This window comes from Tenacibaculum ovolyticum DSM 18103 (genome assembly GCF_000430545.1).
Taxonomy (GTDB): domain Bacteria; phylum Bacteroidota; class Bacteroidia; order Flavobacteriales; family Flavobacteriaceae; genus Polaribacter; species Polaribacter ovolyticus.
The window spans coordinates 501,127-522,974 of record NZ_KE387163.1 but is presented as its reverse complement, the minus strand read 5'-3'; the positions used below and the strand labels follow the sequence as shown (position 1 = coordinate 522,974).

The following is a 21,848-nucleotide window of genomic DNA, read 5'->3' as shown; positions in this document are numbered from 1 at the left end:
AGATTAATATCTTAACTTATACTTTTTGTAAAATGCCACCAATTCATATCCCGAGTTAATTTATAACCTAATTTTTCATAAAGAGGTATTGCACTATTTCCTTTTGTGGTGTGTAAAATAGGGTGTTTATTGTGTTTTATAATTTCTTTGGTAACATGAGTTGTTAATTGCTTAGCGTATCCTCTACGAGTGTATTCAGGGTGGGTAACAACAGCACTAATTTCTACAAAGTCATTAGTTTGCATACGCTGACCAGTAATAGAAACAAGTTTATTATTTTTAAAAATTCCAAAGAAATTCCCCATTTCAAAAGTTCTTTTTTTGAAGTACCCAGGCATTACCAACCATACTAAATTATATATTTCGTTAATATGTTCGTTTGTAAGTGGAACAATGTTTTCAGTAATATTCACTTCAATTAAACTTTGCAATACCATCTGACAACCGTCAATTTTTCTATCTAAAGAAACAAACCTATCATCAAAAATTGGAGTTTTATTTTCAGTTACTAAGAAGAAACTATCAGTAAGTTTTGCATACTCATTTAAAGCATTCGCTGTTTTTGATACATCTGAAAATGCACCAAAAGGACAAATTTCAGGGTCATAAAATTGTACACCATCATAATTGATAGCAAATTTTTTATGAGTTTCATTTAAAGAATGCCAAACTGGATTTATTAGTTTACTATTCATCGTTATAAATATTTTTTAAGGAAGTCTTTAAATTAGGAAAGTTAAAAGAGTATAATTCATTTATTTTTTTTGATGAAACTCTGCTACCTTTAATAAGGATACTAGACATTTCACCTAAAATTATTTTTAATATAAAAGAAGGTGCTTTAAATAGGAACATTGGTTTATTAATAACCTCAGCTATTGTTTTGGTAAAAGTTTCATTAGTATGATGTTCTGGAGCCACAGCATTGTATATTCCTGTAAAATTAGTGTCTTTTATAGCTTTTATATAAAGATTACATAAATCATCAATATGTATCCATGGCATGTATTGTTTTCCGTTTCCTAATGCAGCTAAAAACAAAGGAGTATTCATTTTAGATAAAGCACCACCTGATTTAGCAAGTACAACTCCAGTACGTAAAATAGTTACGGCAACATTTATTTGCTTAAAATGAAGCGCAGACTTTTCCCATTTAACACAAACCTTAGAAATAAAATCGTTTTTAGGAGCATCATTTTCTGTGAAAATTTGTGGCGAACTAACAGCACCATAATACCCAATTCCTGATGCCGAAATAAAACCTTTTAAATCAATATTTAATTCTTTTATTTTTTTAAGTAACAAATCTGTAGATAATACTCTACTATCAATAAGCTCTTTTTTACGTGTATCAGTCCAACGTTTATCGGCAATTCCTGCACCAGCCAAATGAATAATATGTGTAACGTTTTTAAAAGCATTATCATCAATATATTCTTCATCAATATTCCATTTAAACTCATTTTTTAAAGTAGGATTACGGGTAAGAACAGTAACTTCATAATTTTTATCGTTCAATTTATTTTGAAGATATTTTCCAATTAAACCTGTTCCCCCAGTAATTAAAACCTTTACCATGTGTCTCGTGTTTTTATATTTTGTTCACAAAAGCGAATAATTTCGGTTATTCTTTTTAAACGTGTTGTTTCTCTTTTAGCTTGATGTAGCCAATACAAGTATCCTTTTTTATATGATTTTGCAAATTTGTTATAATTAGTAAAAGCAGTTATGTTTTTATTAAATTCAATTTGTAAATCGTTTGGAATAATTAAATTATCAATATCATCTAAAGCAATCCAAGAACCATTTTTTTTAGCTATTTCTATAGAATTTAAACCAGCTTCATGAATTAAGTTGTTTATGGATAATTCTTTAATATATTTTTTGTTTAAAGCACTCCAAACACTTTTAGGTTTTCTAGGACAAAAGTATTGTTGACGTTTACCATCTCCTAAACTTTTTACGGTCGAATCTATCCATCCGTAGCATAAAGCAACTTTAACAGCTTCTTCCCAACGCATTGAAGGTTCAGGGTTTTCTACTTTATAAAAAATAAGATATATACCTTGGTATTTATCATAATTTTCTGAAAGCCAAGTTCTCCATTCGATGTCCGTTTTAAAATAGAGTTGAATTTTTTTAGAAGTCATTATTTTCTAATAATTTTTGAAGGAAAACTAACGATACTTTCGTGTCCGTTTTTACCAACAGCAGCAACTCCAAAAAAGTAATTGTCGAGCACAATTCCTTCTAAAGTAAACTCATTGATATTACTTTTTACATACCTGCTATTGTCCCAAGTAGGAGAAGTCGTATCTCTCCAATAAATTTTGTAGCCTTTTACATTTGAAACTTTATCCCATTTTAATTTTGCAGCAGCTTCTACAATTCCTCCAATAGCAACATTCATAGGAGAAGCAGGAGCCGATGCGATACTTGCTAAATTAATAGCATTAACAGCAGTTAATTTTTTAACGTAATTAAAATTTACAAATTTAAGTCTATCACCATATTCAATGCCGTTTTCTGTACGAATATCTTGATGTTGTTGTGTGTAATTTTCATGAGCTTCCATAATTCGAATACCTGAAAAACCAGCATCGTTAAAAGGACGGTGATGTCCGCCACGACCAAACCTATCTAAACGATAAATCATTTTAGGATTCATCTCAGGCATATATGTTTTGGTAGTTTTATAAACGTAACGAGCTAACTGACGGGAAATTCCATCAACTTCACCACCATAAAATCGACGTGCTTTTCGTTGTCGTTCAGTTTCGGTAGTTGGTGTTGGTTCAGAAAAAATTCTAAATGTGCGATTATCTATTACACCATCTACGCCTTTTATATTACCAATCATATCATTATTAATAACGCCGATGATATTCCAATTCTTACTTTTTGCATAATTAGCTAGGCCTTTTCCTCCGAATAACCCCTGTTCCTCACCCGATAAACCAACATAAATAATACTATTATCAAATTTATATTTGCTTAATATACGAGCAGCTTCAATTGTACCAGCTATACCTGAAGCGTTATCATTTGCACCAGGAGCATCATCAGTATAATTATTAGGGTCAGTAATTCTAGAATCAATATCACCACTCATAATTATATAATCATTAGGATTTTTGGTTCCTTTTTGAATTGCAACTACATTAACAACCCAAACATCTTTAGTAATTCTTTTATTAGCTCCTTTTTTAACCAAATCTTTTTGGTTAAAAACAGTTAAACAATTATTACAATCTATAGAAATAGTTTCTAGTTCATGTTTAATCCAACGACGAGCAGCACCAATACCTCTAGTGTTTGAGAGTGTATCACTTAGTGTATGACGGGTGCCAAAATTAACAAGTGTTGTTATATCAGCTTTAATTCTATTAGCAGATATTTTATTAATAATATCATATATTTTGGTATCCGTTTGTGCTTGGAGTGCTGCTATTGAAAAGAAACTGCATAAAAAAAAGATTGTTTTTTTCATTTAATAAATTTTAGACAACTAAAATACAAAGAAAAGGGAGTGAAATTTAATTTCACTCCCTTTTTTAAAACGTATTATATTTACTAATTATTCGTTATCTAATTTTTTTGTTAAGTTAAAACCAGCAAATAAACCTAATCCAGCCATAAAAAATATCATTGCAGGGTAAATAGCTTCAGCATCCATAGTTGTATAAGTATCTATTAGAAGTGCCAAAAATACACCTAAACCAATTCCCATTAATAGTAGTGCTAAGTTTAAAACAATTACTCTTCCTGTTAATGTTGATTTTTTTCTTTCTCCTTGCATAAAAATTTTAGCATCTACTCCTTTTTCAATTAATGCTAAACGCTCTTTATTACGTGTAGAGTAGAATAAATAAAAGATTCCGAATGTTATTGCGAATAAGAACATAAATACAATTGCTACTTCCATATTTTTAATTTTAAATGATTATTTTTAATGTGTTTGCAAGTATGACCATAGACTTATAAAAAAGGTTACAGAAAAATTAAAAAACTTTTTTCGAAAATTATGTAACCTTTTAAAACAATATACAGTCAAAGATTAAAATGACTACTAAAAACGACCAAACATATATTAATGAAGTGCTAAATGGTAATACCAATGCATTTTCTATTTTAATAGAAAAGTATAAGGGTATGGTATTTACTTTGGCTTTAAAAATGGTAAAGAGTAGGGAAGAGGCAGAAGAAATTTCTCAGGATACTTTTATTAAAGCTTTTAAAAATTTAAATAAGTTTAAAGGAGAATCAAAATTCTCTACATGGTTGTATAAAATTGGTTACAGAACTTGTTTAGATAGTTTAAAAAAGAATAAAGAGAAATATAATACTGATACTATAGATGAAATTACAATTAATAAAATAAAATCTACAGAAGGTATTTTAGAAGGTATTGAACGAAAAGAGCGTGCAGAAATAATAAATAAATGTATGTTAAGTTTACCTGAAGATGAACGTTCTGTTTTATGGATGTTTTATTTTGAAGAATTGAGTTTAAAAGAAATTATAGCTATAACTGATTTTTCAGAAGCAAATGTAAAAGTAAAGTTACATAGAGCTAGAAAAAGGTTGTTAAATATTGTAAAACAAAAAGTTGAACCCGAATTAATAAATCATTATGGGAGAAGATAAAAACATAAATGAATTAGATGCTTTTTCTAAAAAGTATATTAAGGAAATAAAGATAGAAACACCATCAATAGATTTTACAGCTAATTTGATGGATACATTATTACAAAAAGAAAATTCTGAAATTTATAAAGCCACTGCTTTAATATCAAAAAAAGTGTGGTTTGTTCTTGTAGGGGTTTTAGGAGTATGTATTTTATATGTATCAAGAGGAACTTCTTTAACATGGATGAAAATGCCTAAAGTTAATTTAGATTTTTTCTCTAGAGTTCAAATTCCTAATTTATTTGAAGGTATTACTGTTTCTAATACAATGCTATTTGCTTGTTTCTTTTTTACATTAATGTTCTTTGGACAGATTTACTTATTAAAAAACCATTTCACAAAGAATTTAAATGTGTAAGGTCTTTTAATGAGTTGAATAAATTTTAAAATAAGAATGTTTGTTCTTTGAAAATTATATTTGAATATAAATAAAACCACCAATTATTTCTGAATGAAAAATTGGTGGTTTTTTATTTTTAATAAACCTTAAGAGGTATAAAATTCTTTTATTTTTTTATGAATTGTTTAGAGTGAACACCTTCTGGAGTAGTTACCCGTATAATATAACTTCCTGGTTTTAATATTGAAACATTTATTGGTTCATTATTATATTTACCACTAGAAATATTTTTACCTATTAGATCAAAAATTTGATAAGCAGTAACTTTTGATGATGTAGATTTTATTTGTAAAATTTCTGTTGCAGGATTAGGAAATATTTTTAAATCATTACTAGTAATCTTAAGTGTATTTATGCCTTTTTTAGATTTCGTTAATTCTTGTTTTTCGTTTTTAAGGCGACAAGAAATTAAGTTAGACTGAATTCCGTACTCTCTAGCTTCTTGCCAAGGAGCACAGTTGTTATTTAAATACATTCCATGTCTCACATAATACAAACAGCCTGGTACTAATTGGTAATTAAATGTAAGTGCATTTGTATGGTATGTATATGGGGTTGGTTGTTGCCACCAATACATGTTACTAACCACTGTTGGAGTCATATTAGGAATATTTGGGTCGTAGTATTTTACCAAACGCCAATCTGAATTTGGATTAACTCCAAAAGGTTGGTTTGCTCCTACAACACTTAAGGTGTTAGTACATACGGTGTAGGTAAAAGAAGTATCAAAATTAGTAGTTGCATTTCCCCATGAAAGGTTAAAAGCGTTGGTGTGCCCAATAGCATTAATTGGATGGTTTACATTTAAATCAGGATCAAAATCGGTAGCTCCAGAATTAATATCTCCAGTTGCAAATATAGCATCACAATCATTAATAACTATTGATTTAACAGAACCACCATCTCCTCCTTTATGTAACCAACCAAGAGCTCCATCAGTAGCGCCATACCTTCCTATAAATAGCCCTCCATTAACCGAAAGACCACCAACAACAATTCCTCCTTGATTATCGATAGCAATAGTATTTCCTCTGTCGTAAGCACCATTATTATTTAAACCAGCAATTCGTTGAAACCATCTAAAAGCTCCATTGTTATTTAAAGACGTAATAAAAACATCTTTGTTACCTTGATTTGAAGTAACGTATTGAGAATTATTTGGGTCAAAATCAATAATTCCATTAAAATCACCAATTAAATAAACATTGTTATTATTATCTACTTCAATGGCTTTTGCTATTACAGAGCCCTTTGTATCTGTGTTTTTGTTAATTCCTTTAGCCCATAATACATGACCTCCGTTATTAATTTTTAAGACAAACGTATTTGCGCCATACCAATTAGAAGGAACATAAGGTGTAGTAAGTAAATTTGAAATTACATTTGTTGATGGGAATGCACGTTGATCTAGTTTATGAATATAAGTTCCAACCATGTATATGTTTCCAGCATTGTCTCCAGTTAATCCATAACTAGACTCACTTTTATTACTACCAAAAGTTTCAACCCATAGATCTGCACCAGTTGTAGGGTTTAATTTATATAGAAAAAAATCGTCGGTAACAGAAGATGGAGTTTGAGTAGTTTTATAATTCCCCGAAAAATATAATTCATTGGTGGTTTTATTGAAAAAAATTGAATCTGCACTATCGTATCCTGAAAGACCAAAATTTCTTGCCCATAATACATTTCCAAGAGCATTTAATTTTAGAACAAAAATATCTCCGCTTCCATTAGAAATAATACTTGTAGAAGCATCAAAAACCAATGTACCAGTAAAAGTACCAACAACATAAATATTATTGCTATTATCTGTTGTAATGGAACTTCCAATAACAACTCCTTGATTTCCGTAGTTTTTATGCCATATATAATTACCGTTTTTATCTAGTTTTTGTACGTACAAATTCGCTGAATTATCTCCATTGGAAAAAGCTTGATTAGTAGTGCTAGGATCAAAATCTGAGTTCCCCCAAGAAAACCCTGTAGTTATTAAATCACCATTTTCATCTTTAGCAATATCGTTTCCTGAGCTAACTCCTACCATTCCAGGAGCACTATAGGGTATTGAATTGGCCCAATTAAATGATTGTTGGGCTACTGCTGTGTTTAGGAATAATAAGGCTAATAGAATCCCTATGATTATTTTTTTTTCTTTCATAATTTTAATGTTTTGTATAGAAGCGGATAGCTTCTAAAATGTTTTTAAATAAGTAATGCTTAGATTTTTTAAAGAATTCTTATTGTTAAAGTAATTTTTTCTTTTCCATTTTAATAAAGTTTTTGGTTCGTATATTTTTTATATAAACAAAGTAAGTTTACTTAAGTTTAATAGAAGAGAAATTATTTCCGAATGGTTTATTCTATCTTCCGAGAATAAAAAAAGAGACTACTTTTCAATATTGAAAAGTGGTCTCTTTAAGATTATTGTGTAGTAGTCTATATATTTATTATCTAATAGGATACAACGGATATTTTAAATTTATTATTAAAAATAAATTAGCGTACAAACCTAACTGAGCTAATTTTGCCGTTAGTAATTTCATAAATAGCTACTGCTTTAAATGTATTACCGTTTGCAGTAACCAATTCTTCATCTATAACTGTATTACCTTTTACAATTCTATTTAGTATTTTACAATGTAAATCGGTCGTTTTTTCAAACATTGGAGCATAACGTTTTCGCATTTCATCAATACCTTTATAGTTTAATTTATCAGGAAAAGTGTATACTTTTACATTTTTAGCATATGGTTTTAAAAAGGCATCAATATCTCTTTTATTATATCCCTCTAGCTGTTCTTGAGCCAAAAATTTAGGTGAAACTTCGGCAACAATAGCTAATTTAGTGGCATTATGATTTACGGTAATTCTAGATATATTGTTAATGTTTTCACCTTTAAATCTATGAAAAACACTCCAGTTTTTATCTTTTTTTAGATTAAACTGTAAAATCATATTTTGATTGGCGACCAACATCGTTCCGTTTGGAAGCCAACAAATATCTTCTCTCGTTCTTGTAGAGGTAATTTTTTTAGTTTCTTTTGTTTTAGGGTTTAAAGACCAAACTTCCCACGCTTTACCATTTTTTTTCATGAAACTCACTAAGTTAGAGTTTGGTATTTTATGTAAAGAACGCCCTGTTTGTTTTGTAATAGAACTATTTGTTTTCTTTTTTAAATTACTAACAAAAAGCTCTAAAGTATCATTTACAATTACTGAAGAAATTAAAGTGTTTTTATCATACCAATATGGATATGCAACAACCAAATTTTCGATTAACTCTTTACTTTTACCTGTTTTAACATGGTATTGATAAAAACGTTGTAATCCGTCTTTATCTAATCTAACAGCCGATATGTTTTTAGAGTTAGGTATTCTTTGTGGGGAATACTCACTCCCATTTAATGTGTTATTTATAAAGCTTTTTTCTGCTGTATTTGTATTATATTTAATTATATCAGTTTGGTTGTTTCTTGTTGAAGCAAATAAAATGTTTTCATCATCATAAAAATGTGGTTGACTATCATAACCTTCGTTATTAGAAATGTTTTTACCATTAGAGATAATATATTTACCCTCTTTATTAGAAATATCAAATAAGTGAATTTCTGTGTTCGTTTGTGCAAGTGTTATGTTTGATACAAGTAGAAATAAAAATATCTTTTTCATTATATGTTATTTTAAAACTTTAAAAATACTATAAAACCTCTTTAGAAATTTCTAAAGAGGTTTTATAAAAAATAAGAAAGATTACTTTTTACTTGTAACCCATTTATTAATTTTATTTTCTAACAAGGCTAAAGGGATACAGCCTGTTTCTAACACTTGATTATGAAATTCTCTGATATCAAAATTATCACCTAATTCCTTTTTAGCTTTAGCACGTAACTCTCTAATTTTTAATTGACCAATTTTATAAGATAATGCTTGCCCTGGATTTGCCATATAGCGTTCAATTTCAGAAATAATACTAGCTTTGCTTTCTGCTTCGTTTTCTAATGAATACTCAATCGCTTTTTCACGACTCCAACCTTTAGCATGCATTCCAGTATCAACAACTAAACGAATTGCTCGATGCATTTCCATACCTAACATTCCGAAATACTGGTAAGGATCTGTATATAAACCTAACTCTTTACCTAAATTTTCGGTGTATAAAGCCCAGCCTTCACCATAAGCACTGTACCATAATGTTTTTCTAAAATCAGGTAAATCGTTACTTTCTTGTGTTAAAGAAATTTGATAATGATGGCCTGGTATTGCTTCATGTAAAAATAAAGCTTCGTCTGAAAATACATTGTATTTTGTAGCATCAGGAATTGGTGTATAAAAAACCCCAGGGCGTGTTCCATCTAAAGAACCAGCGTTATATTCAGCACTTGCAGAAGCTTCTCTAAATTTTTCTGTTTGCTTAACAATAAAATCTGTTTTAGGTTTATTATCAAATAATTTTTCTAATTGCGGTTTCATTTTTTCATGAATTGCATTAAAATTATCGATAATTTGTTTAGGGGTGGTATAAGGCATTAAATCTTTATTCTCTCTAACATTATTAAAGAAGTCCTTTAAACTTCCTTTAAAAGCTACTTGCTCTTTTACTTTTTCCATTTCTGATAAAATTCTAGCAACTTCACTTAAACCAAGTTTATGAATTTCATCGGCAGTCATTTTTGTAGTTGTATAATTTTTAATAGAATGATTGTAATATGCTTTTCCATTAGGAATATCAGAAATACCACTACTTTCTCTACCAGCATTTAAATAATCTGTTTTTAAGAAAGTGTACATTAAATTAAAAACAGGGATCAACTTATCGTTTAGCATACTTGTGTAAGCATCTTTTAGAGTTTTTTTATCAGCATCAGAAAAGTCTTTCGGAAATTTTTTAATAGGTGAGTAAAATAAGTGTGATGGAATCTTTGTTTTAGCTAATACTTTAAATTGAGGAATTATTTTATTAATTAAAGATTTTGGTAAAACATAACCTTCTTTACTTCCTTGACGCATGTTTTTTATAGCGCTTTCTAACCAATCATAAAATCCATTTAATCTACTAAGCCAATTTTGGTAATCTTTAACTGTTTTAAAAGGTTGTGCGCTACTACCGCTACCTAATTGCCCCATTGTTAAATTAATTGTCCACATTTGGTTAATAGGCATTAAAAGATCGTTTTTAAAACTTGCTTGTGCTAAAGCCATATCACAATCCCAATTTAAAACAGCCTTACTCATTTTTTGACTTTCGTTGAGGTCAATATTTTTAAAATTAGCTAATTTAGATTTATAGCTTTTATAAAAAGTATTATTTTCTATTTGATAGTCACTAGATAGTGTATTAGGAAATTGATCATTAAAACGGTTATCACCAGCAAAAGTAGCATTGATAGGGTTTAATTTTAATTTTCCTTCGTTATATTCTTTTAAGATTTGATTAAAAGCTATGTTTTCTTTGGTAGGAGTTGTAACGGTGTCTTTTTTTTCTTGCTTACATGAGATAAGTAAGATAGTAGTAGCTACAATTGTTAAGAAAATTTTATTCATGGTTTTGTTTTTTTGATTGCAAACAAATATACCAAAAAGAAAATCTCTTAAGATTTATTGTCATTTAAAAGCTTATTGGCCTGACCTCTCCAGTCATCACTTTCAATTCTTCCTGGAAAGAATTGAATTAAGCGAGTAATTGTTTCTAGATCACTGTCAGAAGAGTTTGAAAGTTGTTGGTAGGTAAAAACTCCTATTCTATTTAATTTCTTCTCAATAACACTTCCAATTCCTTTAATTTTACATAAGTCATCTTTATCATTTTTTGAAGCAATACCAATAGAGTCAAAATTTAATTTTGTTGACTTTTTTATTTCTATACCACCTCTCTCAAAAGTTTTTATAGCTCTTATAACTAATTTTTCAGGTTCATCTAGTATACTATCTTCTATAGTCGTTTTTTTTGCGGTAGTTGAGTTTTTTTTATCATAAAATTGTATTGCAAAAAAATAGCCAATTAAAAAAGAACCTAACATCCAAAAAAAAAGTTCGATAGAAAAAGATAAAGTTATGTCGTTAAAAAACATTGTTGGGGAATTTTAGTTTATAATTATTTTAATTTCTCTGTAATTTGTTCTATCTTTTTTATAGGTGTATTTTGATATTGAATTGTAATTCCGTCAGCATAAAAGCCATTAGAATCGTATTTATAAGTAGCTAATTTATTTTTTATAATAATTTTTTTGGGATTAACACCATGTTTTACGAGCTTGTTTTTTAAATAAGTAGCACGAGAAATTCCTAAATTTGAATTATTCTTTGTTATTTCATTTTTAAGATAACTAGCCGTAATAATAATTTCTTTTTGTTTATTGTTTTTTAAGAAGCTTAAGATTGAGTCTTTAAAATAATAAAACTGTTTAGGGAAAAGAACCCTAGTGTTTTTTGAAGAGGTAATGAATTTGTGTTTGAATTTTAATAATGTTAAATTATAATTAAACTCAGAACTTAAATTCTTTTTAATAAGAGAATCTTTTTTTACTACAATAGAATCTCTTTTTATTATAATTTTAGCCGGATCTATATTAAGCGATTTCGTTTTAATATTTCGCGTACTATCAACTTTTTTAATTATTTCAACTTTTTTATTGAAAAAAAATTGAGCAATAATAGCAAATATTAAAAAAGCGAGAAAAGCTTGAAAAAAGTTTCTCATTATTTAATGGGGATTTAATTACTAAATTGATTTGTTAAATATATAATTTTATTTTTAACTAAACCATATTAAATAATGAGGGGCTTTTATTTATTTCTTTTTTTTAGATTTTTCTACTAATTCTAACTGTGTTAGTTTTGCTTTGGTAGTAAATACACCATAATTAATAAAAACTGTTTTCTTTTCAATTTTATCAATTGTACCAACAGAAGTACCATCAATTAATCGAACACGATCATTAATTTGATACACATAAGCAGCTTTTTCGATTGCTAATTTTTTAGCTTCTTCTTTCTTTTCAGCTCTAACCTTTATTACTTTTTGAAGCACTTCCTCTTCTACTTTTTTTATAGCCTCTTTTTGTTTTTTTGCTGTAATTTTATCTTGTTTTTTTTCTGTTTTACTAAGCTTTTTTAGTGGGCTTTTTTTGATGTGTTTTGTTTTTTCTGCTGCAACCCACTTTAAAAATTCGGTAGATAGTTCTTTTTTATTATTGGTTTGAAAATACTTATTTAATAATTCATTTGTTTTTCTACCTAAAGATAACATTCGTTGATTGTTATCGTATAGCTCTTGAAAACCAGAAAGTTTACTTTGTATTTTTTGTTCTTTTTCTTGTAAACTTTCAATGTGTTCTTGACCTTTAGATTTTTGTTTAACTAAACTATCAGAGGTCTTTTGTAAACGATTACGTTCTTTTTGAAGATTAGAGATCGTTTTATCTAATCTTATTTTTTCGGTTTCTACTCTTTTTTTAGCTCTATTAATTAAGCTATATGGAATTCCGTTTTTTTGAGCTACTTCAAATGTAAAAGAACTACCTGCTTGTCCTATAAACAACTTATATAATGGTTCTAAGGTACGTTCATCAAACTGCATGTTTGCATTAGTTACATTATCTAATTCGTTTGCTAACACTTTTAAATTAGCATAATGTGTTGTGATAATACCAAAAGCTTTTCTTTCATAAAATTCTTCTAAGAAAATTTCAGCTAAAGCTCCACCTAATTCAGGATCAGAACCTGTTCCAAATTCATCAATTAAAAACAATGTACTATCATCGCACTTCTTTAAAAAAGAACGCATATTTTTTAATCGGTAGCTATATGTACTTAGTTGGTTTTCTATAGATTGATTATCACCTATATCAGTTAGTATTGTATTAAATAAAGTTGTTTCACTACGTTCATGAACCGGTATTAATAAACCGCTTTGTAACATAAGTTGTAATAAACCAATGGTTTTAAGTGTAATACTTTTTCCACCAGCATTTGGCCCAGAAATAACAATAATTTGTTGCTTTTCGTCTAATCGAATAGTTTGAGAAAAAGTTTCGATATTTTGTTCTTTATTCTTTTTCCATAAAACAGGGTGAAAGGCATCTTTAAAAAATATCTTTTTGTCTTTTGTTATTTTTGGTAATAAACCATTTATACTTCTTGCATACTTGGCTTTTGAACCAACTAGATCTAAATGGGTTAAAAAAGTAATATATTCATTTAATAAAGGAGTATAAGGATGAATTTTACTAGCCAAAGCTCTTAATATCTTTATAACTTCTTGTTTTTCCTCGTAAATTAAGTTTTGCAATTCTCGGCTATAGGCTAAAGTTGCCTGCGGAGCGATATAAACAATGTTACCAGATTTTGATGAACCTAACAAACTTCCTTTTATTTTACGGCGATGCATTGCTGTAACAGCCAAAACTCGTTGATTATCTATAACAGTTTCTTTAATGTCATCTAAATAACCATTAGAAATATTTCTAGTTAAAGCATGTGTAAAACTTTCTGATATTTTACCACGAATACCGTTAATGTCCTTTCTTATTTGTTTTAAAATAGGAGAAGCATTATCTGCAACTTTACCAAAAGAGGTTATTACTTCTTTTATACTATCAGAAACAAAACTAGTAAGTTCTATTTTGTCACTTAGTGTAAAGAGCGTAGGGTAGTAGGTTTCAAATTTTTTTAAAAACTTTTTCATTTCATTTACAGTTTCTGTAACTGTAGCTACTCTTAAAAATGCTTCGGTTTCTAAAAAACTATTCTCTATAGCTAATCGTTTAGTTTCTTCAGTTATATCTTCAAAAAAGTGATTAGGAAGCCTGTTCTCGTTTTCAAAAGAAGCTAAATATTCATTAACTAAATTTAATTCGAAAAATAAATTCCTCTTATTAGAGATAGGTAAAATTTGTAGTGTTTTCTCTTTACCTAAATTAGTAATACAATGTTCAGCAACTTGTTCTAAAACTGTTGTGAATTCTAAATCTTGAAGCGTCTTATTTGAAATATTCTTAGTCAAAAAAAAAGTTTTTATGTAGAGAACAAATCTATAAATTCTTTTCGTTTGGTTTTAGAAACAGGAACTCTTTTTTTATCATCTAATAAAATATAACCTTCATTTTCAAAAGCACGTATTTTTTGTAGATTAATAATGTGTGATTTATGGCATTTGTAAAAGTTGTCATTTAGTATTTTTTCATATTTACCAATATTGTAAGAGCTTATAATTTCAGAAGTATTAGTTGTATGTATTTTGGTGTAACCCTCATAACCTTCAATATGCAAAATTTCATTATATGGTACAAATAATAAGCCTTTATTAGTAGGTATAATTAACTTATCTACCTTAGAATTAATAGAAATTAACTTATTTAATAGCATTTCATTTTTTTGTAAAGCATTTTTTTGTTGAACATTTTTTATAGCATTATTAATGGCTGTTTTAAGTTCATCATTATCTATTGGTTTTAAAATATAGCCAATTGCACAGTGTTGAAATGCTTCTATAGCGTAATTGTTATATGCAGTAACAAAAATAATTTCGAAATTGGGGTTTTTAATTTTGGCTAATACATCAAAACCATTAATTAACGGCATTTCAATGTCTAAAAAAAGAATATCTGGTTTATTTAAATTTATAAATGTTATTGCTTCTTGCGGATTTTGAAATGTTTTTGTGATTTCAATTTCAGGAAAAAACTGTTTAACTTTAAGTAGTAAACCTTCTAAAGCTTTGTGTTCGTCATCAACTAATATTGCTTTTATCATTTTTAATTTCTTTAAAGGTTAATAAAACTAAAGTGCCAGAAGTATTCTTAGAGTTTAAATCAATAATTTCTTGGGAAATATACCATTGTAATGATTGATTGATTAATTTTATTTTATTGGCAATTATTAATGTAGATCTTGATGTGTGCTTTTTTATTGATTTTTTTTGAATTTCTTTAGATTTTTTAAACCCAACTCCATTATCTTTTATAGCTATTATAAATTCGTTTTTAAAAGTTGATTTTTTTATAGAAATATCAATGATTCCTTTACCGCCATTATGAAATAAACCATGATTTACAGCATTTTCTACAATTGGTTGCAGTAACATTGTAGGTATTTTAGTTTCTAAATTTAAAGATTTATCAATATTAAAGTTAAATTTAAAGTCATCACCAAAGCGTAATTTTTCTATTTCTAAGTAACTTTTTAATAAAGAAATTTCCTGTTCTAAAGAGATTTTTTTTTCTCTTGAAAAATCAAAAAACATGCGTATCAATCTAGAAAATTTAACCAAGTATTTTTCTGAGAGTTCCATCTCATTTTTGGTCATGTAATATTGAATTGCATTTAAAGAGTTAAAAACAAAATGGGGATTCATTTGCGAACGTAATGCATAAAGCTCATATTCAATATCTTTTTGTTTTTTTAAAATATTTTTTCGAGTAGTTTTTTCAACATTATATTTTGTCCATTTATTAAAGAGGTAAACACAAAAGCTTAAAAATAAGAACAAACTAGTTTTAAACCATTTTGTTTGCCACCATAATGGATTTATTTTTATAACAATAGTCTTTGTTTTTTGATTTTGATGATGGTTGTTTACTTTTAAATGTAAAGAATACGTATTTGGTTCTAAAGCAGTAAAATTTATTTCGGTAGTATTTGTAGTTATCCAATTGTTTTGAATTGGTTCTAATTTGTATTGATAGGTTAGGTTTTGTTGATTATTGTAATTAATGCTTCCAAAAGAAACAGCGAGAAGACCATTGCTTTTATACGGCAAAGATATGGTGTCGGTTTTATAATAGATATTATTTATACGTAAAGACTTTACGTAAATCTTTTGTAATTGATTTATAGGGGAGTGTTGTAATGAGATTGCAGAAATACCGTTGTCAGTACCTGCGTATAATGAATCATTTTTAATGGCGATACAATTTATATTGTTAGATAATAAACCATCAGATTTATAAAAAGATTGTGTTATTGAATATTCTTTTAAATGTTTAATTACTTTATGTACTCCTTTTTGTGTGGCTAACCAAATATTTTTATTGTCATCAATAAAAATATCTTGAATGTTATATTTTTTAGTGTTTTTAATTTTAATTAAATCGTTTCCATTAGTAATATAGGCACCATAACCATCTGTACCAACTATAATATAATTATCGCTTAATTGATTTAGGCATAAAATAGGTTTATCAAATAAATGGTGTTTGTTAATTTTAATAAAGTTGTCGTTTTTTAGTTGAAATAAACCAGCTTGATTTCCTGTGAATAATTGTGTTTTTGTTTTAGAGAATGAGGTAACCCCATTTAGTTTATAATTTTTTTCAGTAGTAAGTTTTTTTATGTTTATTTTACGAATTCCAAAAGAGTTATCACCATATAAAAAACCTTTAAAATGAATTAATTTACGAGCAAATTCATTTTTATTATGTTCTCCAATAGCTATGTTAATGAGCAATTTTTTATTACTATTATAGCTAAATACTTTATATTCAGAAGAGAAAAAAGTTGTTTTTAAAGTATCTATAGTACTAATACTATATTGAAAGTTATTATTTTTTATAATAGGGTGTATTTTTTTATTAATTTTAAAGAAACCCTCTTTATAAATACCTGCATATAATTTGTTTTGTGTGTTTTTTAAAAATTGAATTTTTTTATTTTTAGCTAATACATTAACTAATTGTTTTTCTTTGGGTAACATAAATACCCCCTTATTAAAGGTTGCCGACCAAATATTACCTGTTTTATCGATAAAAGAAAAATGAGAATTTAATTTTTTTGGAATATGGATAATGTTTTTTATAGAATAGTCTTTACTTAGATGTCCTACAAAATCGACCCCAGTAAGTTGAGTGTTATTATTTACATTATGAAATCTAACATGTTTTACCTCCTTAGGTAAGTTTTGTGAAGTATAAGAGAAAGTAGCTATTTGTTTTGTGTTTAAGTTTTCTATTAAATAATTATTAAGACCAATATTTATATATAAGCTATCGTTAATTTGACCGTGCTCATATAATTTTATAAACAAACTCTTATTTATTTTATGCTTTATTTTTTTTTCTTTTGAATAAAAAATAAGAGAATCTTTAGTTTTGTTAATTGCATGATAATTTGTCGTAGAATTAATTACTTTTTGAATTGAAGAAGAATGGCCTTCTGGAAATTTATTTGATGTAGCTTTCCATATAGAGTCTTTTAAGGTTAAATAATTAATACCATCATTAAAACTGATTATGTTTTTAGCTTGTAAAATGGTTCTGGGGTACATTACCTTACTTGCTTTTGAAGAAAAACTATATACTTCATTCTTTAAAATATAACCTAGTTTATTAGCTTTAGAAAAGTACCAAATTTTATTGTCTGGTGTAATTCTTATATTCCAAATATCGTTAGAAGGTAAACCGTCTTTTATAGTGAATGTTTTAAAGTTTTTACCATCGAATTTAGAAATACCTTTATCTGTAATTATCCAAATAAAACCTTCATAATCTTGTGTTATCCTATAAACATGATTACTAGGTAAGCCATTATTTATAGAGAAATTACTGTATTGTTGAGAGAATGAAAAACTCCATGTTATTAAATAAAATAGCGTGATATGGAGTTTTTTTAAGGTCAGAAGGCTTGTTAATTAGATACTAAATATAAGGAATGTTTTAGAGGTATAAAAAGTATAATGTTTAATCTAAAATTACACCTAAGTCTCCATCGTAATGTCCTGTAATTACTATTCCGTTTTGATTCATAAAACTATAATCTAAATCTATTGTCCCAGTATTTGTATTACTGTTAAAAGCGTAGTTATTTAAAGTAACGGTAAGAGCACCAGTTCCAGGAGTATGAAATGTACCTGTATTTTCATTTCCTATTCCAAAATCAATACCGTTTGTATTAAAATTAGGGGTAAATGGATCTACAGTTAAATTATGACCAATAGTACTATCGGTACTAGAAACAATGTATGTGTTTCCTGCAATAGGTCCGTTATTAATTAAAGTAGGGTTGCTATTAAAATTAAGCTGTAGAAAAACAAAATTAGAAGTATTTAAACTAAAGAGATAATCATCAGAAGAGCCATTTATATTTAAATCATTATCATACATTCTTCCGTTTAGCAAAAAGATGTTTAAATGATCTATAGGAGCATCAGTATCAAATTCAATATAACAATTAGTGGTTTCATAGGTTTGTGCTGCTACTGTAAAAATATTTGTAGGTGTTACAACATCATCATTGTTATCACAACTAGTAATAGAGAATATAAGAACTAATAGCACTATAATTTTTTGTATTTTTTTCATAATTTATTTTTTGTTATTATAAAGAAATATAGTTCCCAAATCCATTATTATATGTATGTACATGGGTTAAGTTAGTACTACTAATGTCATAAATATGAAGCCCATTACTATCGGTTACATATGCATAATTGGCTTTAACAACAACGCCACTTGCTTTGTTTAAAGGCTTTGTATCGACTATTGTCATTGTTGATAAATTAATCATCGTAATGCCATCAAAACCAGTTTGTAGAGGAGCTAGTGAACTAGCATGTGTAGTTATATAAGCATAATTTCCTACAATAGTAAAAGCTGTTGCATAACCATTAATATCTAAATCATTTACAAGGTTATAACCAAAGCCTGTTTCTTGAAACTTCTTTAACTTTTTATCGTTTATATTGGCAATATAAAAATCAGTTCCATCAGTTCTCGTCCAACTATGAAAACTACCTGTTGTATATGGATAAGAAGCAATATCTACATCTGTTAAATTGAATGTATTTGTAATAAGAGGACTGTTAGCATTGGTAACATCTATTTTACGTAAGCCAACAGAAAAATCGATAATAGCTAAACTATTATCTTTTTTAGTCATACTCATTACATCATGAACATCTACAGTAGTATAATCTGAATTTGCGATATGTAATTTATGAAATCCTTTATGTTCATCAGAAATATAGGTAAGGTTGTCAACTTGTACTACATCGGTAACTCTACCATAATTTGTTCCTTTAGCTATTGAACCAAATATTGAGGCAGAAGAAGGATTGGATATATTTACAAAACTTACAAAAGGTTCGATAGCATCAAAATAACCAACATATGCAACGCTATTAAATGTATTTACATAATATGAGGTTGAAGCAGGGATTGAATGTGCTAAATTTGGTGCTAAAGGGTTTGAAACATTAACTACTTTCAAGCTAGTACCATCAGTAATATATACATGTTCAGCTAAATTTATTACTTCATCAATTGTTACACAGAATGTACCTGTTAGCGTATAAGGAGTGCCTCCTTGCTGGTAATAAAAACTACCATCAAAATCTATTTTAATATTATCTCCAACTTGTGTACCTCCAGTAATTGTATTTAGGGTGGTTGTATTATTTTGAGGGTATGGAGAACCATCAATAGTTAAATAACTTCCAGCCGTTGAGTTCCAGTTTTGATCTAAGGTAGAGGTATCTCCAGCGTTTATTGCAAAAGTATAAAAATCCATAAAAGGAGAAGATTGTGTACTGTATATATGATAATAATCTCCTTGTGGGTGTCCGGTAACGTATTGCACAATTGTTTTAGTATCATCAAAAAGTAAATTAAATGAATACTGGGTATTTGTACTACTTTGAGTTATATAACATCCTTGTTCATCTATATTACAAGGATTATCAGGATAGCCACCTTCTCCGTTTTGATTACTACAACTATATAAGGCTAGTACAAGCAATAGTGTTAAATATTTAATTTTGTTCATAGTTTTTTATTTAAAATTATTTAGAAAAAAATATTAGTCAGCTAAAAACCTGAAGTATATTTTAGGGATACCTTTATTAGCTATTGGTCCGCCACCAGATGAAGCGCTATCTACAAAGTTGGAACTTAAGAAAGTTATGTTTCCGTTAGTATATGGAAATGTAGTATTTGATGTATGTCCCATTGAGGAATTTAAACCATCTCCACCGATTCTTCTAATAACATAATTTACGCCTGGAGTTATAGGAAAAGTACCACCAATGGTTCTATATTCTACAGCTGAAGAAGAGAATGTATTTGTAATTGAAGGGCCACCTACAATTTCTATAGTATAACTAACAGCAGTATTGTTAACTGCAAAAGGAGTGGTTTGTTGTAAACTTTGATAACCAATTTCACAAATATTACCAGCTACATTTGTAGTAAATGTGTATTCATGTACTTGTAAGTCCATAGCATCATTAGCTAAACTACTAAGAGCAGTTTCTATAACTGGCGTTGCGCTACCACAAGAGGTAGAAGGATCTATATTAGGATCGGTTCCATTACATCCCGAACCTATTATTGATACAGCTATAATTAATAAAGTTATTGGTAAAATTGATTTAAAAATTGATTTTTTCATAATTAAGTTAATTTTTAATGAATACTAATTTTCTTATTTATTTTGATATAGGCTACTATAGTTATAATAATAAGGCAAAGGGCAATGAACTGTGAGTGAGATAATAAACGATCGATAATAAAACCTCTATTATCTCCTCTAAAAACTTCTAAAAAACTTCTAACAATGGCGTATAAAACAACATAAGACATGAATATTTGACCATTAAATTTTTTCTTTTGTTTGATTATAAAGAGTAAACTCATTATAAATAGAATAGATAAAACTTCATAAAGTTGTGTAGGGTGTACAGTAGTTAATCCTGTACTAGGAAAAGTAATTCCGAAAATAGAATTAGTCTTTTTTCCGTAACAGCATCCTGAAAAAAAACAACCTAAACGACCTATAGAATGTACAATTGTTGTTGTGATTGCTAAAATATCTAACATTGGTAAAACAAGAATTTTATGTTTTTTTAAATACCAAATAATGGTTATTGTAATGCATATAAAAGAACCATAAAAAACAAAGCCACCAGAAAAAACAGTAAAAATACTTTGTGGATTCTGTATGTAGTATAAAGGTTTTTCAAAAAATAAAAATAATTTACCTCCAATAAAACCAACTATAAATACAATATAGAAAAATGAGTTTTTTAAATTTATATCAAGTGTTTTTTTTGCCTGCCACTTTGTGTATAATACAGCCAGTAGTGTACCAAATGCAATGCAAATGGCGTAGGTGTAAATAGTAATGTTTTGATATTCTAGTAATTTTGGAAACATAATTAACTATTTTATTGATCACTTTCTCTTTTCATTCTTCCTGTACCTGTTATTGTGCCTGTAATGCTAGGATCTGTAATATGCGTATAGTTTCCCGTGAATGTGAATTCTAAATATTCTCCAACATTAAAAGCATGTGTGATTATTGTACAATTTATAGGGCTTGAATTGTATTCATTATGTGGAAAAAATTTAAATCCATCTTCAGAAAAAAGTTCAGTAAAATAGAAGTTAGTAGCTATCGGTGTTGAAGGGATTCCCCAGGGTATGCTAGAGGCAGCAGTGAAACTAGCGTAGTTAAAAAAAGTAAAATTACCATCTACATAAACACTACTACCATTTGTAGTATTTGCCGAAGCTCTAAAATAGAATCTTTTATAGGTAGTACTAGGGTTCGTAACAAAATATGCTGTCATATTTTTGTCAAACACTCTTTCGGTACTGTTGTTTAATGTATATTTAAAATATTCATCAGTATTTAGTATTGGTGTAATAGTATCGTTGTTAGAACAACTATTAAAAGTTAAAAGAGTTGTTGATAAAAATAAATAGAACAGGGTAAATTGACTTTTATGTTTCATTTTTTTTTAACAAAACTACATTACGATTTTAAA

Annotated in this window: 20 protein-coding genes and 1 pseudogene; 2 read left to right on the top strand and 19 right to left on the bottom strand. The window is 28.0% G+C overall.

Features of this window, described 5'->3' with window-relative positions; translation table 11 throughout:
• Positions 1–11: 11 nt before the first annotated feature.
• The 5 genes from H518_RS0112375 to H518_RS0112355 form a co-directional block, all read right to left on the bottom strand.
• Positions 12–695 carry a GNAT family N-acetyltransferase gene (locus tag H518_RS0112375; protein ID WP_043706903.1) on the bottom strand — a complete coding sequence of 228 codons (684 nt, stop codon included), beginning with the start codon at positions 693–695 and terminating at the stop codon, positions 12–14.
• Positions 688–1,578, bottom strand: coding sequence for a TIGR01777 family oxidoreductase (locus tag H518_RS0112370; RefSeq protein WP_028889351.1), 891 nt, complete (start codon positions 1,576–1,578; stop codon positions 688–690). Before H518_RS0112370 ends, H518_RS0112375 begins: the two co-directional genes overlap by 8 nt.
• Entirely contained in the window at positions 1,572–2,150 is a 579-nt protein-coding gene (locus H518_RS0112365; protein ID WP_028889350.1) for a YdeI/OmpD-associated family protein, read from the bottom strand. The genes H518_RS0112370 and H518_RS0112365 overlap by 7 nt, the downstream gene beginning before the upstream one ends.
• Positions 2,150–3,490 carry a M28 family metallopeptidase gene (locus H518_RS0112360; protein ID WP_028889349.1) on the bottom strand — a complete coding sequence of 447 codons (1,341 nt, stop codon included), beginning with the start codon at positions 3,488–3,490 and terminating at the stop codon, positions 2,150–2,152. The genes H518_RS0112365 and H518_RS0112360 overlap by 1 nt, the downstream gene beginning before the upstream one ends.
• A gap of 87 nt (positions 3,491–3,577) precedes the next feature.
• A complete protein-coding gene (locus H518_RS0112355) occupies positions 3,578–3,925 on the bottom strand; it encodes a DUF6249 domain-containing protein (RefSeq protein WP_028889348.1) in 348 nt (115 codons plus the stop codon).
• 137 nt (positions 3,926–4,062) lie between these two features.
• Between H518_RS0112355 and H518_RS0112350 the strand changes: the two genes are divergently transcribed.
• Together H518_RS0112350 and H518_RS0112345 are read left to right on the top strand one after the other, a co-directional pair.
• Positions 4,063–4,647, top strand: coding sequence for an RNA polymerase sigma factor (locus tag H518_RS0112350; RefSeq protein WP_028889347.1), 585 nt, complete (start codon positions 4,063–4,065; stop codon positions 4,645–4,647).
• Complete coding sequence (locus H518_RS0112345; RefSeq protein WP_028889346.1) at positions 4,634–5,047, top strand: glycosyltransferase family protein; 414 nt, start codon at positions 4,634–4,636, stop codon at positions 5,045–5,047. The genes H518_RS0112350 and H518_RS0112345 overlap by 14 nt, the downstream gene beginning before the upstream one ends.
• 148 nt (positions 5,048–5,195) lie before the next feature.
• Here the strand turns inward: H518_RS0112345 and H518_RS0112340 are convergent, their stop codons facing one another.
• The 14 genes and pseudogenes from H518_RS0112340 to H518_RS0112280 form a co-directional block, all read right to left on the bottom strand.
• Positions 5,196–7,250 (bottom strand): T9SS type A sorting domain-containing protein, encoded by a 2,055-nt coding sequence (locus H518_RS0112340; protein ID WP_028889345.1) that lies wholly within the window; start codon positions 7,248–7,250, stop codon positions 5,196–5,198.
• A gap of 338 nt (positions 7,251–7,588) precedes the next feature.
• Positions 7,589–8,761 (bottom strand): nuclear transport factor 2 family protein, encoded by a 1,173-nt coding sequence (locus tag H518_RS21340; RefSeq protein ID WP_205618012.1) that lies wholly within the window; start codon positions 8,759–8,761, stop codon positions 7,589–7,591.
• A gap of 81 nt (positions 8,762–8,842) precedes the next feature.
• Complete coding sequence (locus tag H518_RS0112330) at positions 8,843–10,633, bottom strand: DUF885 domain-containing protein (RefSeq protein ID WP_028889343.1); 1,791 nt, start codon at positions 10,631–10,633, stop codon at positions 8,843–8,845.
• Between the two features lie 47 nt (positions 10,634–10,680).
• Positions 10,681–11,160: a hypothetical protein gene (locus H518_RS20550; protein WP_155995217.1), complete on the bottom strand. Its 480-nt coding sequence runs from the start codon at positions 11,158–11,160 to the stop codon at positions 10,681–10,683.
• Positions 11,161–11,183: 23 nt separating this feature from the next.
• Positions 11,184–11,789, bottom strand: coding sequence for an OmpA family protein (locus H518_RS0112320; protein WP_028889342.1), 606 nt, complete (start codon positions 11,787–11,789; stop codon positions 11,184–11,186).
• Between the two features lie 90 nt (positions 11,790–11,879).
• Complete coding sequence (locus H518_RS0112315) at positions 11,880–14,093, bottom strand: endonuclease MutS2 (RefSeq protein WP_028889341.1); 2,214 nt, start codon at positions 14,091–14,093, stop codon at positions 11,880–11,882.
• An 11-nt stretch (positions 14,094–14,104) separates the two neighbouring features.
• A complete protein-coding gene (locus H518_RS0112310; RefSeq protein ID WP_028889340.1) occupies positions 14,105–14,842 on the bottom strand; it encodes a LytR/AlgR family response regulator transcription factor in 738 nt (245 codons plus the stop codon).
• Complete coding sequence (locus H518_RS20545) at positions 14,820–17,351, bottom strand: sensor histidine kinase (RefSeq protein WP_051263759.1); 2,532 nt, start codon at positions 17,349–17,351, stop codon at positions 14,820–14,822. Before H518_RS20545 ends, H518_RS0112310 begins: the two co-directional genes overlap by 23 nt.
• A gap of 195 nt (positions 17,352–17,546) precedes the next feature.
• Positions 17,547–17,618: pseudogene (locus H518_RS21565) on the bottom strand (two-component regulator propeller domain-containing protein); the annotation flags it as partial.
• A 145-nt stretch (positions 17,619–17,763) separates the two neighbouring features.
• Complete coding sequence (locus tag H518_RS0112300) at positions 17,764–18,384, bottom strand: hypothetical protein (RefSeq protein WP_028889339.1); 621 nt, start codon at positions 18,382–18,384, stop codon at positions 17,764–17,766.
• Between the two features lie 16 nt (positions 18,385–18,400).
• Positions 18,401–19,846 (bottom strand): LVIVD repeat-containing protein, encoded by a 1,446-nt coding sequence (locus tag H518_RS0112295; protein WP_028889338.1) that lies wholly within the window; start codon positions 19,844–19,846, stop codon positions 18,401–18,403.
• Positions 19,847–19,879: 33 nt separating this feature from the next.
• Positions 19,880–20,470 (bottom strand): hypothetical protein, encoded by a 591-nt coding sequence (locus H518_RS0112290; RefSeq protein ID WP_028889337.1) that lies wholly within the window; start codon positions 20,468–20,470, stop codon positions 19,880–19,882.
• A gap of 14 nt (positions 20,471–20,484) precedes the next feature.
• Positions 20,485–21,234, bottom strand: coding sequence for a prolipoprotein diacylglyceryl transferase (locus tag H518_RS0112285; RefSeq protein ID WP_043706902.1), 750 nt, complete (start codon positions 21,232–21,234; stop codon positions 20,485–20,487).
• A gap of 11 nt (positions 21,235–21,245) precedes the next feature.
• On the bottom strand, positions 21,246–21,815 hold the full coding sequence (locus tag H518_RS0112280; RefSeq protein ID WP_028889335.1) for a hypothetical protein: 570 nt from the start codon (positions 21,813–21,815) through the stop codon (positions 21,246–21,248).
• Between the last annotated feature and the right edge of the window lie 33 nt (positions 21,816–21,848).